Annotated in this window: 15 protein-coding genes; 2 read left to right on the forward strand and 13 right to left on the reverse strand. The window is 57.1% G+C overall.

Annotation, left to right across the window (positions count from 1 at the left end; all coding sequences use genetic code 11):
- Positions 1 to 8: 8 nt before the first annotated feature.
- The 12 genes from HMPREF2734_RS09740 to HMPREF2734_RS09795 all read right to left on the reverse strand — a co-directional run bounded on the left by HMPREF2734_RS09740 (position 9) and on the right by HMPREF2734_RS09795 (position 12,323).
- Entirely contained in the window at positions 9 to 971 is a 963-nt protein-coding gene (locus tag HMPREF2734_RS09740) for a substrate-binding domain-containing protein (protein ID WP_168163616.1), read from the reverse strand.
- Positions 964 to 1,335, reverse strand: a complete 372-nt coding sequence (locus HMPREF2734_RS12100) for a hypothetical protein (RefSeq protein WP_070570671.1) — start codon at positions 1,333 to 1,335, stop codon at positions 964 to 966. The genes HMPREF2734_RS09740 and HMPREF2734_RS12100 overlap by 8 nt, the downstream gene beginning before the upstream one ends.
- Before the next feature lie 11 nt (positions 1,336 to 1,346).
- Positions 1,347 to 2,606 carry a Na/Pi symporter gene (locus HMPREF2734_RS09750; protein WP_070570672.1) on the reverse strand — a complete coding sequence of 420 codons (1,260 nt, stop codon included), beginning with the start codon at positions 2,604 to 2,606 and terminating at the stop codon, positions 1,347 to 1,349.
- An 87-nt stretch (positions 2,607 to 2,693) separates the two neighbouring features.
- Positions 2,694 to 4,643: an ABC transporter ATP-binding protein gene (locus HMPREF2734_RS09755; RefSeq protein WP_070570674.1), complete on the reverse strand. Its 1,950-nt coding sequence runs from the start codon at positions 4,641 to 4,643 to the stop codon at positions 2,694 to 2,696.
- The gene (locus tag HMPREF2734_RS09760; RefSeq protein WP_070570676.1) at positions 4,640 to 6,346 is read right to left on the reverse strand and encodes an ABC transporter ATP-binding protein; all 1,707 of its coding nucleotides are present in this window, start codon (positions 6,344 to 6,346) and stop codon (positions 4,640 to 4,642) included. The genes HMPREF2734_RS09755 and HMPREF2734_RS09760 overlap by 4 nt, the downstream gene beginning before the upstream one ends.
- A gap of 28 nt (positions 6,347 to 6,374) precedes the next feature.
- Positions 6,375 to 7,169 carry a hypothetical protein gene (locus tag HMPREF2734_RS09765; RefSeq protein WP_070570678.1) on the reverse strand — a complete coding sequence of 265 codons (795 nt, stop codon included), beginning with the start codon at positions 7,167 to 7,169 and terminating at the stop codon, positions 6,375 to 6,377.
- Positions 7,150 to 8,049, reverse strand: a complete 900-nt coding sequence (locus HMPREF2734_RS09770) for an ABC transporter ATP-binding protein (RefSeq protein WP_070570680.1) — start codon at positions 8,047 to 8,049, stop codon at positions 7,150 to 7,152. Before HMPREF2734_RS09770 ends, HMPREF2734_RS09765 begins: the two co-directional genes overlap by 20 nt.
- 113 nt (positions 8,050 to 8,162) lie before the next feature.
- Positions 8,163 to 10,082 (reverse strand): tetracycline resistance ribosomal protection protein Tet(W), encoded by a 1,920-nt coding sequence (gene tet(W), locus HMPREF2734_RS09775; RefSeq protein WP_070570683.1) that lies wholly within the window; start codon positions 10,080 to 10,082, stop codon positions 8,163 to 8,165.
- A gap of 616 nt (positions 10,083 to 10,698) precedes the next feature.
- Positions 10,699 to 10,977, reverse strand: coding sequence for a hypothetical protein (locus HMPREF2734_RS09780; protein WP_005391230.1), 279 nt, complete (start codon positions 10,975 to 10,977; stop codon positions 10,699 to 10,701).
- 219 nt (positions 10,978 to 11,196) lie between these two features.
- Positions 11,197 to 11,436 carry a hypothetical protein gene (locus HMPREF2734_RS09785; protein WP_070570685.1) on the reverse strand — a complete coding sequence of 80 codons (240 nt, stop codon included), beginning with the start codon at positions 11,434 to 11,436 and terminating at the stop codon, positions 11,197 to 11,199.
- A 51-nt stretch (positions 11,437 to 11,487) separates the two neighbouring features.
- Positions 11,488 to 11,907: a hypothetical protein gene (locus HMPREF2734_RS09790; RefSeq protein WP_168163617.1), complete on the reverse strand. Its 420-nt coding sequence runs from the start codon at positions 11,905 to 11,907 to the stop codon at positions 11,488 to 11,490.
- 17 nt (positions 11,908 to 11,924) lie between these two features.
- The gene (locus tag HMPREF2734_RS09795; RefSeq protein ID WP_141750469.1) at positions 11,925 to 12,323 is read right to left on the reverse strand and encodes a hypothetical protein; all 399 of its coding nucleotides are present in this window, start codon (positions 12,321 to 12,323) and stop codon (positions 11,925 to 11,927) included.
- Positions 12,324 to 12,640: 317 nt separating this feature from the next.
- Here HMPREF2734_RS09795 and HMPREF2734_RS09800 point away from each other — a divergent pair, with 317 nt between their 5' ends.
- The gene (locus HMPREF2734_RS09800) at positions 12,641 to 13,729 is read left to right on the forward strand and encodes a sensor histidine kinase (protein WP_141750470.1); all 1,089 of its coding nucleotides are present in this window, start codon (positions 12,641 to 12,643) and stop codon (positions 13,727 to 13,729) included.
- Between the two features lie 30 nt (positions 13,730 to 13,759).
- Positions 13,760 to 14,392, forward strand: coding sequence for a response regulator (locus tag HMPREF2734_RS09805; RefSeq protein ID WP_246816819.1), 633 nt, complete (start codon positions 13,760 to 13,762; stop codon positions 14,390 to 14,392).
- Positions 14,393 to 14,670: 278 nt separating this feature from the next.
- Here the strand turns inward: HMPREF2734_RS09805 and HMPREF2734_RS11860 are convergent.
- Positions 14,671 to 14,902: ABC transporter ATP-binding protein (locus HMPREF2734_RS11860; RefSeq protein ID WP_168163618.1), on the reverse strand; the 232-nt coding region annotated here is incomplete at its 5' end.

Genomic DNA, 14,902 nt, shown 5'->3' on the forward strand with positions numbered 1-14,902 from the left:
ACGTGATGTTAGTTCAATGCGTGCCACTGTTCGTCGATACCTGTGGTGCCGTCGGCGAAGCGCTGCTTTGTGGCGTCGTAGACCTCCTCGGGCAGCTGGTAGAAGTACACGCGCGGCATGACTGCTTCGGCGTTGTCGAGGTAGGTGGTGACAAACTCGCCGACGTTGTCCTTCTTCGCCGATTCCGCGTTGACGTAGATGAACAGCGGGCGCGACAGGGGGTAGTTGCCGCTCTTGGCTTCGTCGGCGGTGGGGGCGATGCCGTCGACGAGTACGTTGTCGATCTTGTTGCGCACCGTGCCCTCGGTGGCTAGGTAGTTGCCGATGCCCATGAAGCTCAGGCCGTTGACGTCTTCGGAGACCCACGTGGACAGTTCTTGGATGTCGTCGCTGGATTGGTAGTCGTCGCGGATGGTGTCGTTGCCAAGCACCATGTCCTCGAACACGCCGAGGGTGCCGGAGCCGGCGGGGCGTCCGTAGAGGTTGATGGTCTCGTTCGGCCAAGATGGGTCGATGTCGGACCAGGTGGTGACGGTGGATTCCTTCGACCAGATGTCGTGGAGTTGCTCGACGGTCAGGTCGGTGGCCCAGTCGTTGTCGGCGTGTTTGACGATGGTGATCGCGTCCAGACCAATCGGCAACTCAAAGAAGTCCACGCCGGACTCGGCGCATTGTGCCTGGTAGTCCACGGAGGATTCGCTGCCGGGAATGGCGACGGAGGCGTTGTTGATGTCGGCGTCGCCTGCGCAGAACTTGTCAAAGCCGTCGGTCGAACCAACTGCCTCAAGCGCGGCGTCGAAGTTGTAGCGGTTGAGCATGTAGCGCGTGATGGGCTCGACTGTCGACGACCCCGTGATGGTGAACGCCTCGCCGGAACCGGAACCGGAGCCAGTGCCAGAGCCGGAACCGGCGCAAGCGCCCAGCGTCAGCGCCGCCGCGGCCGCGAGCGCGGCGGTGAGGGTTTTACGCATCGTTGGCATCGTTGTGACCCTTTCGCATTTCGACGCGGAACTCGCGAAGCAGTTTGAACAGGCTCGACCAGGACCCTTGCGCGTTGGCCCAGTATTCGGGGAAGTTCTCCAGCTCTTCTTCCTGCTCTGGGGTGACGTTCGGGTTGGTCTTCTTGTAGCGCGCGTGGTGGTCGGTGTCGGCGTCGGTGTCGTCGCTAAGCAGTGTCTGGTTGGTGGCGTGGCGGGCGGCGAGTTCGTCGCGAAGTTCTGCGGCGGTTTCCTCGAGCTCGTTGAGCAGTGCCACAAGGGCGTTGTCGGGGGCTTCATTCTGGATGAGTTCCTGTGCCATGGGCGACAGGTCTGGCGTCTGGTTCGCGTCGGTCATGGTGCTGTTCCTTAGGTGAGCGCGTTGGAGATGAAAACGGCGAGGATTGGGATGGCGAAGAACACTCCGCCGATCCAGAGGAAGACGTAGAGCTTGTTCTTTACGGCGAGGCCGGCGAGCCAGTCAGAACCGGCCGGCGGCAGTTTGCTCATGAACGGGATGCCAAGGATCACGGCTGCGGCGCACACGTTGAATAGGGTGTGCACCAGCGCGCCTGCCATGGCGGCTTCGGCGTCCGCGCCGGAGACAGCGAACGCGGCGATCAGGCCGGTGACGGTGGTGCCGATGTTCGCGCCGACCACGAACGGGAACAGCGTGCGGACCTCGAACTTGCCGGAGGCCGCCAGCGGCACCGTCAGTGCGGTGGTGGTGGAGGAGGACTGCACCAGGGTGGTGATTACCGCGCCGGAGAGCAGGCCGACAAACGAGTTTTTGCCCAGCGCGGCGTAGAGGATCTCTTGGGCCTTGCCCACCAGCAGGGCGTTGAGCAGGTTGCCGATGAACTGGATGGACCACAGAATCAGTGCGATGCCGATGATGGAAAGTACGATGCCGCCCCACATATCGCCAAGCGGGGAAACGAGGTTGCCAGCCAGGGCAACGAGCGGTTCGGTGATGGTGTCCAGCGCGTCGCCGATGGCCTCGAAGGCACCGGCGACAACACCTTCGCCCTGACCACTCAGCGACGGCGCGATCGCCGACGCGGTGCGCGACAGGAACCCGGTGAAGATCTCCAACGGGAAGAAGATCAGGATGGCGATGAGGTTGAAGAAGTCGTGCACGGTTGCCATGGAGAAACCGTTTTTGAACTGGGTCTTGTTCCCCGCCAGGCCGAGCGCGACCAGGGTGGAGGTCACCGAGGTGCCCATGTTGGCGCCGAACAGCATCGGCACCGCAATGCTCAGCGGTAGGCCACCGGCGATCATGCCGACCACAATCGAGGTGGTTGTCGACGACGACTGAATAATCGCCGTGGCCACCACACCAATCGCAAGGCCAACGAACGGGTTCTCAGCAAACGAGAACAGTTCTTCGGCCTGGTCGCCGGCGACCATTTTGAAGCCGTCGCCGATCATGCCCACGCCGTTGAGTAGCAGCCAAACGCCGAGCGCTACGGCGATCCAGTTCGCGGCCTGCTTGGCGGCGCCGTCGAGAGACAAAAAGCCCAGTGGATCCTTGGGAGCGTCATCCTCCCGGGTGGCGGTGTTCTCCGGGTTTTCTGGTGCTGCTTCCTTAAGCGCGGTGCCCCCGCCCGCTGCGTGTGTGTTCATGCTCGCCCAATCACTCGTGTACGGCAGTCGTTCGCGCTGACCGTACACACGCAGAGTGAAATCTGGGTGAACGCTGGGAGAACTTTCCTAGTCCTCCCCGAATTGCGATTGGTGCAGTTTCCAATATGCGCCTTGCTTTGCGACGAGCTCAGCGTGGTTGCCTTGCTCCACAATGGCACCCTTTTCCATGACGAGGATGGTGTCGGCGCCGCGGATCGTCGACAAGCGGTGCGCGATAACGAACGAGGTGCGGTTGGAGCGCAGCGCGTTCATCGCCTGCTGGACCAGCACCTCGGTGCGGGTGTCCACCGAGGAGGTGGCTTCGTCGAGAATCAGCAGGGCGGGCTGGGAGAGGAACGCGCGCGCGATGGTGATCAGCTGGCGCTCACCTGCGGAGATAGACCCGCCGTCTTGGTCGACGATGGTGTCGTACCCCTCGGGCAGCGCGCGCACGAAACGGTCCACGTAGGTGGCCTTCGCAGCTTCGATGACTTCCTCGTCGGTGGCGTCGAGGCGGCCGTAGCGGATGTTTTCCATGATCGTGCCCTTGAACAGCACGGCGTCTTGCAGCACCATGCCGATCTGGCTACGCAGCTCGGCGCGAGGCATGTCTCGGATGTCGGTGCCGTCGATGGTGATCGCACCCGCGTCGACGTCGTAGAACCGCATGATCAGGTTCACCAGCGTGGTTTTGCCAGCGCCGGTGGGGCCGACGATCGCGGCGGTCTGGCCCGGCTCGACGCGCAGGTTCAGGTCGCGGATGAGGGGAGTGTCCGTGTACGAGAAGGACACGTCGTTGAACTCCACCAGCCCGTTGAAGCGTTTGCTTGACGACGACCCCTGCTCCCGCGGCTCTTCCTCCGCGTCAAGCAGTTCGAAGACGCGCTCGGCGGACGCGACCCCGGATTGCAGCATCTGCATCATGCCGGCGATCTCCCCGAGCGGCTGGTTGAACTGGCGGGGGTATTGGATAAACGCGGTGGCATCCCCAAGCGTGAGCCTGCCGGAAGCGACCTTCACACCACCGAGCACCGCGATGGCCACGTACGACAGGTATGAGACGAACTGCATGATCGGGTGCATCGAGTTGGCCAAAAACTGCGCCTTCTGAGCAGCACCTGCGAGTTCCTCGTTGCGTTCGTCGAACTGTTCGCGCAGTTGGTCGGTGCGACCGAAGATGACCGCCACGTCGTGGCCGGAGAAGGACTCCTCCACGTGCCCGTTGACGTCGCCGGTGGCCCTCCACTGGGTGGTGAACTGCTTTTGTGAGCGCGTACCTACAACCGCCATGGCCAGGCCGGTCAGCGGGATGGCAAGCAGGGCAACAAGCGCTAGCTGCCAGGAGATGGCGAACATCATCACCAGGATGCCCACCACGGTCAGGATCGCGTTGAACAGCGAGGACAACGACTGCTGCAGGGCTTGCTGGACGTTGTCTACGTCGTTGGTGGTGCGCGACATGACGTCGCCACGCTGACGGGTATCAAAGTAGGACAGTGGCAGACGGTTGATCTTCGCCTCAACCCGTTCGCGCAGGCTGAACACCGCACGGATGGACAGTTTGTTCAGGATCGCGCCCTGGGCCCACATCAGCACCGCAGAAGCCAAATACAGCGCCAGGACCAGCACGATCAGGTCGCGCAGGCGGTCAAAGTCGATGCCGCTGCCCGGGGTCAGTTCCATCGCGCCGGCCATGTCTGCGAACCGGTCCTGCCCGGCCGCGCGCATCGCCTCGACGGCCTGCTCCTTGGTGGTGCCGGGCGGGAGTTGCTTGGATACCACGCCGGAGAAGATCACGTCCATGGCGCGGCCCATCACGCGAGGTGCAAGCACGCCCAACAGGACGGACAGGGCGTTCATGACAAACACCGCCGTCAGCGCAGCCTTGTAGGGGGCGAGCAGCCCGAGCAGGCGTTTCGCGGACGGCCAGAAGTTCTTCGCCTTGCGCGGCGCCTTGCCGGAGTAGTCGTCGCCGGCCATTTTCGCTTCGTATTCGGCGAGTTGCTCGTCAGACAACTCGGTCATCTGCTCACTCATGCGTCCACCTCCGCCTGGCTGCGCTCGATCTGACGGTAGGTCTCGGACTGCGCCAGCAGTTCTTCATGCGTGCCGCGGGCGACGATGCGCCCGGCCTCCATGACCAGGATCTGATCCGCATTGCGTATCGACGCCACCTTCTGCGCCACCACAATCACCGTCCGGTCCTGTACCGTCTCGCGCATCGCGGCGTTCAGGTTTGCCTCGGTGGTGGCATCCAGTGCGCTAAACGAGTCGTCGAACACATACACCTTCGGATCCGCCACCAGCATCCGCGCAATGCACAGACGCTGGCGCTGACCACCGGAAACGTTCGTGCCTCCCTGGGAGATCGGCATGTCCAGATCCTCCACGAACGACGCCTGCGCGGTCCGCAGCGCCGCCCACAGTTCCGCATCGGTCGCCTCAGGGTTGCCCATGCGCAGGTTCGACGCCACCGTTCCCGAAAACAGCCACGGCTTCTGCGGCACCATCGCCACCGCCCGCACGAGATCCGTGCGAGACATGGTGGTCACCGGGGTGTCGTCGATAAGCACACGCCCTGACGTGGGCGAATACAGCCGCGGCAGCAGTCCCACCAGCGTGGTTTTGCCACTGCCGGTCGCGCCGATGATCGCCGTGGTCGTGCCCGGACGCGCCTCAAACGAGATCCCCTCCAGCACCGGCTTTTCCGCGCCGGGGTAGGTGTACGACACATCCTCGAAGCGCACGACGCCACTGCTTATCGACGACCCCACCGTCGCCGGCGCCTTCACCTCATGCCCGAGCACCTCCTCGATGCGGGTGGCGCACACGATCGCGCGCGGCAGCATCATGAGCATGAACACACCCATCATCACCGCCATGAGAATCTGCATCAGGTACTGCATAAACGCGGTAAGGGAGCCGACTTCGACCAGGCCGTCGTCGACACGATGCCCGCCGAACCACAACACCGCCGCCGTGGCCAGGTTCAGGATCAGCATGATCGCCGGGAACATCGTCACAAACACCCGGCCGATGTTCAGGCTCAGCCTGGAGATGTCCTCGTTGGCCTCCGTGAAACGCTGCGCCTCGAACTCCTCGCGGCCGAACGCACGCACCACACGGATGCCGGCGATCTGTTCGCGCAGCAGACCGTTGATGTTGTCCAGCTTCGACTGCATCTTGCGGAACATCGGCATCAACAGCGCCGCAGTGATACCGACAACCACGGTGAGCACCAACACCGCCGTGACCACCAGCCAGGACATGCCCGCATCCTGGCGCAACGCCATGATGATGCCGCCGATAGCCATGATCGGCGCCGCCACCATAAAGTTCATGAACAGCAGGAACGTCATCTGTACCTGCTGCACGTCGTTCGTCCCGCGCGTGACCAGGGTGGCGGTGCCGAAGTGTGACATGTCCTCGTGGTCAAAGCCCGTTACGCGCTCGTACACCGCCGCGCGGATGTCACGGCCGGTGTCCATGGCCACCTGGGAGGCGAACCACACCGCCGCGATCGCCGCGGCGATCTGCACCAGTGCCACCACCAGCATCGTGCGGCCGACCCGCCAGATGTACGGCACGTCGGCCTGCGCGACACCGTTGTTGATGATGTCCGCGTTCAAATCCGGCAGGTACAGCGTGGCCAGGGTGGTGACCAGCTGGAGCACGATCACCAGCGCGATCTTGCCGCTGTACCGCTTGCCAAAGCGCGCGGTGAGGCGGATGAGATCCATCTAGTCTCCTGAATTCACAAAAACGGTCTTACCTCGCAGCTCGATCACGCTGCGTGCCAACCACGGCAGTGACCAGAGCCAAAAGTGCCAGAACCATAGTTGGGAAAGCGAATCGCCTCTCGGGCTCAAAGTCCACCCACTTTCCAAGCGAAACGTGAGGCAACCACTTCGAAGCATGTTCGGACAGCATTGAAGCTAACAGGGGTTCTGCAACGACGAAATAAGCTACGAGTGCAACCAAAACGACGACCCACCGTCTTAGCAGTGTTGCTGCCGCAAATGCGATCACGGCAACGGTGGCGTAGAGAATGGATCCGCCCAGGATGACGGTACCAAGGGGCGCTTCGGGGGTGAGGCTTGGTACTTCGGCTTGCCTCAAACCTGTCGTCAACCCAGCGATCGATAATGCGGTTAGGATTGCTCCGGTTATTAACGACAAAAGTACCAGAGATAGCGCCCGAACGGCGAAGATCGTTCTCAAACGCCGCGCCGCGACCGCAATATTGAGCAGAGCGCCCGATGAGAGCTCGCTTCCAGCGAAAAGAACGCCGTGGAGTGAAGCGGCAAGTGGCGCTAGTAGATAGATCGAGGTTGCGGCGAGATCCAGCTTCTCCGGATCTTCTGAGTCGGGCCCGAGTGCTGCCGTGGTGTCGATCGAGACCGCACCGGCATCTGAGGAGGCCCCGCTTGATGCCATGACTGCGGCGTATGACAACAGTGCGGTTAGTAACGACACAACTACGAGTAGAGCAAAGACTCCCGGATGAAGTAACCACCTTCTGGTTTCGACTTTGACCACCGTCTTACGGTCTGCCGTGTGCATGAAACTGATCCTCCAAAGTGTGCTTCTTCGTCTCCAGATTCAAGACCGGAATGGAGTGCTCCTCCATTAGGGTCCGTAGGGTTTCGACATTCTGATCGTCCACCTCCAGCACGCCAGGGTTGTGTGAGCCAGTTCGGACAAGTCGATGATCAATGATGGAACTGATCGCCTCACTCAATTCCGGCGGATAATGTACTAAGAAAGTTTTCGCTTCCCCCACGTAGCTAGCGAGCTCACCAGCAAAAATCATTCTTCCGCGTTCCAGGTGGATGATGTGGGAGCAAAGGGTTTGAATTTCATTGAGGTCGTGGCTTGAGATTAAGACAGTGCGTTCGTCAGTTGGTAACTGCTCTATGAGGTTTCGCATAAGCAGGCGCCCCTGGGGATCTAAACCGTTCATTGGTTCGTCAAGAATGGTAAGGAGTGAACCATTAATCAAAGCGGCACCAATTTGCACCCGTTGACGGTTTCCAAGCGATAGCGTCCGAACTTTTCTCGACGAATACTCACCCAACGACAGGGATTTAATTACGTCCTTGACTTCCTCGTCCGTTCGCCCAGTAAGTTGACCAAGGTATGTCAAAGTTCGTTTGACTGACCAGCGCGGCCAAAGCGCCATTGCGTCGATTGCAGCTCCAGTCCCGCTCCCTATAGTTTCGCTGGAGGCGAGGTTTTTCCCGAAGAACTCGATTTCCCCGTGGGAAGGGCGTTCGACTCCGGCAATAAGGCGTAGAAGTGTGGACTTTCCGCTACCGTTCGACCCCACAAGACCCACTACTGTCCCTGCGGGGACCTCTACATTGATGTCATCGAGTGCGAGAGTCGAACCATACCTCTTGCTAAGATTAGAAAGTTTTACAGCGACTTGAGGTGTTTTCATCTAAGTACCATTCGTAGGCAAGTAGCCCCGCTTGTAATCGGGGCTACTTCGTAGGTGGTTACGCAATGATATTTCGCAATAGCCAGCAATGAACGCTTGCATTGCGCAAGACGTTACATTATCTTCTGAAACATATAGCGCACCTTGTCCAGGCGGCTGTTTGGACGGCGGGGCTGGATGACTGGCTTGCCGACAGCGGCCTGATACCCTTTCAGTTCTGTAAGGCATACGCTCTGCCCGTTGGTGTAAAAGGCCAGATCAGTACGGTATGCCTGTATACAGCGGGCGGGAATCTCGCCAGTAAAGACAACTTCATCCTTTTTTACCTGGACCGTTTCGATGGTGGCACAGTATTTCGGTGCATCATGATAAGCCCTGGAAAGATATTCCCGGGGCGCATAGAGGGTGAAGGAGAGATAAGGTTCCAGCAGTTGCGTCCCTGATTCCTTCAATGCCTGTTCCAATACAATCGGGGCCAATGAGCGGAAGTCCGCCGGCGTGCTGACCGGACTGTAATAAAGCCCGTATTCAAAGCAAATCTTACAGTCCGTTACGTTCCAGCCGAACAAGCCCTGCTCCAGCCCGTAACGGATACCATCCCTGACAGCGTTTTGAAAACTCTGGTTCAAGTATCCCAGCGAAACCCGGCTCTCGTATTGTACACCGGAGCCAAGCGGGAGTGGTGTAGCAGACAGTCCGATGGATGCCCAAAACGGGTTGGGCGGCACCTCGATATGGATGGTGTGGCTGGCTGCTTTGAGCGGCCGCTCCATATAAATGACGGTGGGTTCCTTTACCACTGTTTCAAGCTTGTATTTTTCCGACAGCAAAGCGGAAACAACCTCCAACTGCACCCGGCCCAAAAAAGAAAGAATGATCTCATGGGTGATGGAATCCACCTCGCAGCGCAAAAGCGGGTCAGTATCCGCAAGTTGCGTAAGAGCGTCCAGCAGCCGTTCTCTTTGCGCTGCCGTTTTCGGCGCAATCGACGTCCGCAGCATGGGGAGGGGGTCCTCACGCCACCTTTTACGAGGGAGCCGGGTTGGGTCCCCTAATACATCGTTTAACCTCACGCTGTCGCTGGGAAGGATAACAATTTCACCCGGATAAGCGGTGTCTGTCCGAACAATTTCCCCTTTGGATGGAATACGCATCTCTGTGATTTTCAGCTTTTCTCTCCCGGCCAGGGCCACCGTATCCCGCAGGCGCAGCGTTCCGCTGTATAGCCGTAGATAGACACGCCGCTGGCCGCAATCTGTATACTCCACCTTGAAAACGCTGCCGCATAGGGCGGCGCTCCCCTGTTCCCCAATCGGTTGGAACAGCCCTGTCACCGCATCCATCAACGGTTGAATGCCAAGGCCCTTTTTGGCGCTGCCATAATAGACCGGGAACAGGGAGGCGTCTTGAACCCGCCGCTGTTCCTCCCGCACAAGTTTTTCCCGGCTGATTGGTTCTCCTGCGATATACTTTTCCAATAATTTATCGTTATTTTCGATGACCGCATCCCATGCTTCTATGTCGGTATTTTCCTCCAGGACTATTTCCGGGGACAGCGACACCGTCTGCTTGATGATAATATCGGCGGAGAGCTTATCCCGAACAGACTGAACCACGCTCTGCAAATCAACGCCAGCCTGGTCGATCTTGTTGATAAAGATAACGGTGGGAATGTTCATTTTCCGCAGGGCATGGAACAGAATACGGGTCTGGGCCTGCACGCCATCTTTAGCGGAGATCACCAAGATGGCCCCATCTAAAACAGCCAAAGAGCGGTACACCTCCGCCAAAAAATCCATGTGGCCGGGCGTATCCACAATGTTGACTTTACATCTGTGCCACTGGAAGGAAGTGACTGCCGCTTGAATGGTAATCCCACGCTGCCGCTCCAAAAACATGGTGTCCGTCCTCGTTGTCCCTTTTTCGACGCTCCCCGGTTCTGAAATGGCTCCGCTGGCATATAGCAGGCTCTCCGTCAAGGTCGTCTTTCCAGCGTCTACATGGGCAAGAATTCCAATATTGATTATTTTCATGTGATTGTCCTCCCTTTTATGCCCCGAAGGGCATAAAAATCCCCAGCAGTAAAATACTTTTACCACTGGGGATGATAATTTGCGGACATACACATATACAGCATACACCTGTTTGTGAGTGCTGTTTTTGGGGATATGTCAAAATTGATAAGGCAAAAGTATTCTTAAATTGGGTACAAAAAACTAAGCCCCTACAAAAGGGACTATCATAATCCTTTGTTCCCACTATTTGATTATAGTTTTATTTAAGAATACCTTGCCGCATATTTTTTACTCCTTTTCTGGAATTGAATTATTATATCACATCAGTTTTAGGAAAACAAGTATCTAAAAGAAATTTTTCTTCCCCTTATATGTAACAATCATACCGGCTTCCTAACGTTCAGAATGGTTTCTACTGTCTGCTGCGGTGTTTGGTTGGAATTGTCCAGCCAAAAGCCGATCCGTGGTGTTGTCTGCATTTTACTAAATACAAATTCAATGTATACAGAAAGAAATATATAAGGAGTGGGAGGGATTCCGCCGTAGTCGGCATTGTAGGAAAATCCAAAAGTTTAGATTTTCTCAAAATGCTTATCTTTTGGTCTTTGGTTCGGAATAGTGTAGTGCTGGCGGTCTATCTATTGTTTTCGGTTGCTTGCTTCTTTACCGTACATGAGCATTCAGTGTTGGGGATAAACACGACTGCCGCAGCATCCGGCATGACCAACTCACTATCGGAAAGCGTGGCACCGGGTGCAAGGGTGACAGTCGGCAACGCCAGCACATCGCGTGCAGAAAGCATGCTTGCACGCCGACGTTTACGAGTCCTGCCGGGGTCGGGGTTGGTGTTGTAATCGGCCCAATCCTTCTCTGGTGGCTTGGGGATCAGCGGGGGAATATCGTGTGGGGACATGGGTGCGGACCTCCTTCGGGTTCTGGCCCACAACCAGCCTGCCACCTAGGGTTAGGGCGCAACTTTAGCTAGTTGCCGTAGCTGGCGCAGACGTAGAAACCGATGCTGATGCAGCCTCCCATTCGCGGATCAGGTTCCGGTCGAACCTTGAGCAGGGGACCCTCAGCCTCACGACCATCTTCGGGTAGCTCGAATTCGCGCGTTGTGAATCGCAGTCCGTCAGGAACTGGCACTCCGCGCTCTCGCAAAGTCTCGAGATTGGCGGTCTTTGTAGTAAGCTCCTTCCTTTTCGCATGGGGTGGGGAGCTGAGCGACATCGTTGATGTAGCCGATGAACCCATCAGAAGCGATAACTTCGATGAAGTCATCGATTTGCTTCGTGATCGTTTCCTTGTTGATGCGAAGCTCTACCTCGGCGATCTCGCTGTCGATCTTGTTGAACGTGGTATTTACGGACATGGTGAATCCTTTCTGGTATTGCAATGATTTGCTTGGGGTGAACAAAGGGAGTCATCCGATGTTGGCGAACGAGCGAATTTTCTCGAGCCAGGACTTATTGTCGTTAGTTCCACTGACGAGTCTGAAGTTCACTAGAAGCGAGATTCTGTCTCCGTTAGTGAGATAGAGGTTCAGGGGCTTACCAAGATCCCTAATGAATCCGAGAGAGGGAAATCCGCCTCGGCTACCGCCCGCTGTGAAGCGTCCATACTCGGGTGTGAACTCGACGTCAACATCCTGGATATCAGTGGGCCGCAGAGTCAGCCAGTCACCAAGGACCAATTTCTTCTCGTTGAGAAAGATTTCGCCTTGGTGCGGAAAAAGAGCCGCCTGATTCGCAAGCCCGAACAGTCGTCGACCAGCATCATTCGACTCGAGCTCAGTTTTAGTTGCGCCGTGAAAACTGGCGCTATCTGTGAATTTCTTAGTCACTTCCACAGGTGCACCTCTTAAGCTAGTGCCGCGTCGCTGTCGAACGTGTAGGTCACTTTCCTGACCCCGTCTGACAAGAGTTTCGCCACGCAAAACAGAGTGGGTCGGCCGTCGCCAAACCGCGAACGTTGGATCTTCAGGCCCTCAGGCACATGGATACCTCGATCTTCTAACTCATCTTCGTCGAGGATCGTGCCTCGAACGAACTCGTCGCGTTCCTGAACCGGTAGCGCATACAGTTCTTGCAGCATCGCGACAAACTCGTCCCCGGTCACAAAATCTCTGATCTCGAGAAGCCCCTGCTTTGCTTCCTGTCGGACCATCTCCTGGCTCAATGGGGGCATTGGAGCGTCTTCCTCGATTACCGGGTAGTCGATCTGCTCCATTTCGAACGGGGCAACGTTTTCCTTGTCCAACGTGTACTCCTTTCTATTTCCGATGACTTCAGTGGGGAGGGCGATCGTTTGACCGCCATCCTCAGTTTGAATTACCGGGTCCGATCCGGGTATCGGCCAACTGGACATTTAAATTTGGCCAAGTAGCTATGAATCCTTAGTTGCCCGAGTGTGTGTTGTCGAGCTAGAATTGCGCAATATTCCGCCTGTTTCTTGCTGGTCAAGGATCTTTGCGACTAAAAGGGGGTGTCACTTTGGAGCGCGTAGTCTCAGATTCGGGTGACGGTCCCTTTGGGGGTCAGACGTGGAGCGACCTCATCTACCTTGCGTCAATCTGCTTGATCGGTTTCGTCTCACTGAGCGGAGCTAGCGAGCAAAGTCGGGTGGCGTTAATAGCGCTAATCGCATTGATGATCGCGCTGCAATTTCAACGCAAACGACATCCCTTTCTGGTTCTTTTTCCGCCAGCAGTTTGTGCTCTTTTTGCAACTAACGTCTTCTTTCTTCCGACCGTGTTCAACTTGGCACTGCGTAAGCGAGGATGGGGCAGTTTCGCGGCTGTGGTCGCTGCCTTCGTCCTCTGCCGAGTCGGGTGGTCGGAGAAGGAAACGATCGTCACTGTTCAGGCGGGTGAGAAGGAAACCAATGATCCAACTATTGCCTGGCTGGTTGAAGGCACGGTTCTCGTCATTGCGCCGTTCCTGGCTGGGCTGGTTATTTCCTACAATAGAAATCTGGTTGAGTCGTACCGGGTGATTGCGCAGCATAAAGAGCTAGAGCGGCAAAGGGTGGCTACAGAGGCCGTCCTCAGGGAGCGAGCCCGGATCGCCAATGAAGCGCACGATCATGTTGGCCATAAGCTAGCGCTGTTGTCACTGCAAGCGGGTGGCCTCGAGGTCAACTCCGAAGCTGGCCCCGACGTGATCAAGGAGAACGCCCAATTGATACGAGAGACCGCGGTAGAGACGTTAGCGGACCTCAGAGTTCTTATTGACCGCTTGGACGATGCGTCGGCTTTCCAGGCCCCCGAAGATTTAGCTGCGATCGTGGCTGAAAATCGGAGAAGCGGGGCCGACATTACGCTGAACACTAGATCGCTTCGCCAGGTGGATGAAATGCCACGGGAAATGCGCCAGCTCGTCTCGCAAGTAGTTCGAGAGGCTCTAGCCAATGCTAGTGTTCATGCTCCACAAAGCCCGATTTCTGTTGAACTGAGTGGCAGCGAAGGAGGCGAATTACAAATCTATATCCAGAACTCCGTGCGTGAGGTTGAATCGGGAGATCTAGTTAAGAAGCGCCGTGGGACGGGTTTGAAACGGGTAGAACGGCGAGTAAGCAAGTTCGGTGGCGTTGTGCGGTTTGGAGAACGGTCCGGTCGCTTTGAACTACACGTTATAGTCCCTTGGCCTAAATCGGTGATCGCGTAGGGAAACCATCGGATGATACGTGTGTACCTAGTGGATGATGATCCGATGGTTCGCCGGGGCTTGAAGTTCATACTCCAAGCGACCGACGATATCGAAGTTGTCGGCGAAGCAGGAAGCGGTGCTGAGGCTATTGATCAGCTTCCGAGTCTGCGTCCCGACGTGGTTGTTCTGGACGTCCGGATGCCAAACGTTGGAGGCCTTCAAGTTGCCGAATCGATTCTCAAGACTGGGCATAGCCAAGCAATATTGATGATGACTGCATTCGATAACGAATCGACCGTCATGGAGGTCCTTGAGGCCGGTGCTATCGGGTTCCTATTGAAAGACGCGCCTCCTGAATCCGTAATCCAAGCAATTAGGGACACCTCCGCTGGCAAGGTCACTCTTTCCCCTCGTCATACTCGCATCCTGCTTGACGCGTACACCCGGGACGGCCAGGTTAATCGGCGGGTTCAAGCTCAACAGGCCCTAGCGGGCCTTAGCGAAAGGGAAACGGAAATAGCGATCTTAGTTGCACAGAGCTTAACTAATCAGGAGATAGCGAGAGCGATGTTGTTATCAACCGCTACGGTCAAAACCCACTTGACGAAGATTTTTGATGAACTCGGAATCGGTAACCGCGTTCAACTGGCACTCTTGGTGAGGGAAGCTGAGCTTATCTGAAGTGCGGCCCTATCCACATTCCTCGGCCTCTGGACTTCTGCTACTTTGTGCAGGTCCCCCAGGTTGGGTTATCGTAGCTGACCTCGGGTTTGAGATCCGAAAACCGATCCTGAGAAGGGCGCAGCTAGTAGCAGAATTCCCGACGCGGGCTGGGATGCCTATTACCCGAATCGTGATCGCAGAAGCTGACATGTCGATTTTCACCGTAAAAATCGACATGAAGGCAACGAAATGTCTGTTGATTCGAAATGACGTCGCCCCGACCACGAGTTGTCGATCTAGAAGGTGCCGTCTTGATTAACCCTCGCGCTTGTGCGTGGAGTGCCCCAGCATGTCTTCCCACTCGACGATCTTCTTGCGCTCACGCGGGAAGCTCGGGTCGGCGGCGCTGCAGTGATACCGACAACCACGGTGAGCACCAACACCGCCGTGGCCACCAGCCACGACATACCCGCATCCTGGCGCAACGCCATAACGATGCCGCCGATAGCCATGATCGGCGCCGCCACC

The sequence above is a fragment of the Corynebacterium sp. HMSC055D05 genome, from assembly GCF_001810365.1.
In the GTDB taxonomy this organism is placed as follows: domain Bacteria; phylum Actinomycetota; class Actinomycetes; order Mycobacteriales; family Mycobacteriaceae; genus Corynebacterium; species Corynebacterium coyleae.

Bases quoted from the DNA above. Each gene is read 5' to 3' on its own strand.
- HMPREF2734_RS09740 (WP_168163616.1), bottom strand. From the start codon at position 971: ATGCGTAAAACCCTCACCGCCGCGCTCGCGGCCGCGGCGGCGCTGACG.
- HMPREF2734_RS12100 (WP_070570671.1), bottom strand. From the start codon at position 1,335: ATGACCGACGCGAACCAGACGCCAGACCTGTCGCCCATGGCACAGGAA.
- HMPREF2734_RS09750 (WP_070570672.1), bottom strand. From the start codon at position 2,606: ATGAACACACACGCAGCGGGCGGGGGCACCGCGCTTAAGGAAGCAGCA.
- HMPREF2734_RS09755 (WP_070570674.1), bottom strand. From the start codon at position 4,643: ATGAGTGAGCAGATGACCGAGTTGTCTGACGAGCAACTCGCCGAATAC.
- HMPREF2734_RS09760 (WP_070570676.1), bottom strand. From the start codon at position 6,346: ATGGATCTCATCCGCCTCACCGCGCGCTTTGGCAAGCGGTACAGCGGC.
- HMPREF2734_RS09765 (WP_070570678.1), bottom strand. From the start codon at position 7,169: ATGCACACGGCAGACCGTAAGACGGTGGTCAAAGTCGAAACCAGAAGG.
- HMPREF2734_RS09770 (WP_070570680.1), bottom strand. From the start codon at position 8,049: ATGAAAACACCTCAAGTCGCTGTAAAACTTTCTAATCTTAGCAAGAGG.
- HMPREF2734_RS09780 (WP_005391230.1), bottom strand. From the start codon at position 10,977: ATGTCCCCACACGATATTCCCCCGCTGATCCCCAAGCCACCAGAGAAG.
- HMPREF2734_RS09785 (WP_070570685.1), bottom strand. From the start codon at position 11,436: ATGTCCGTAAATACCACGTTCAACAAGATCGACAGCGAGATCGCCGAG.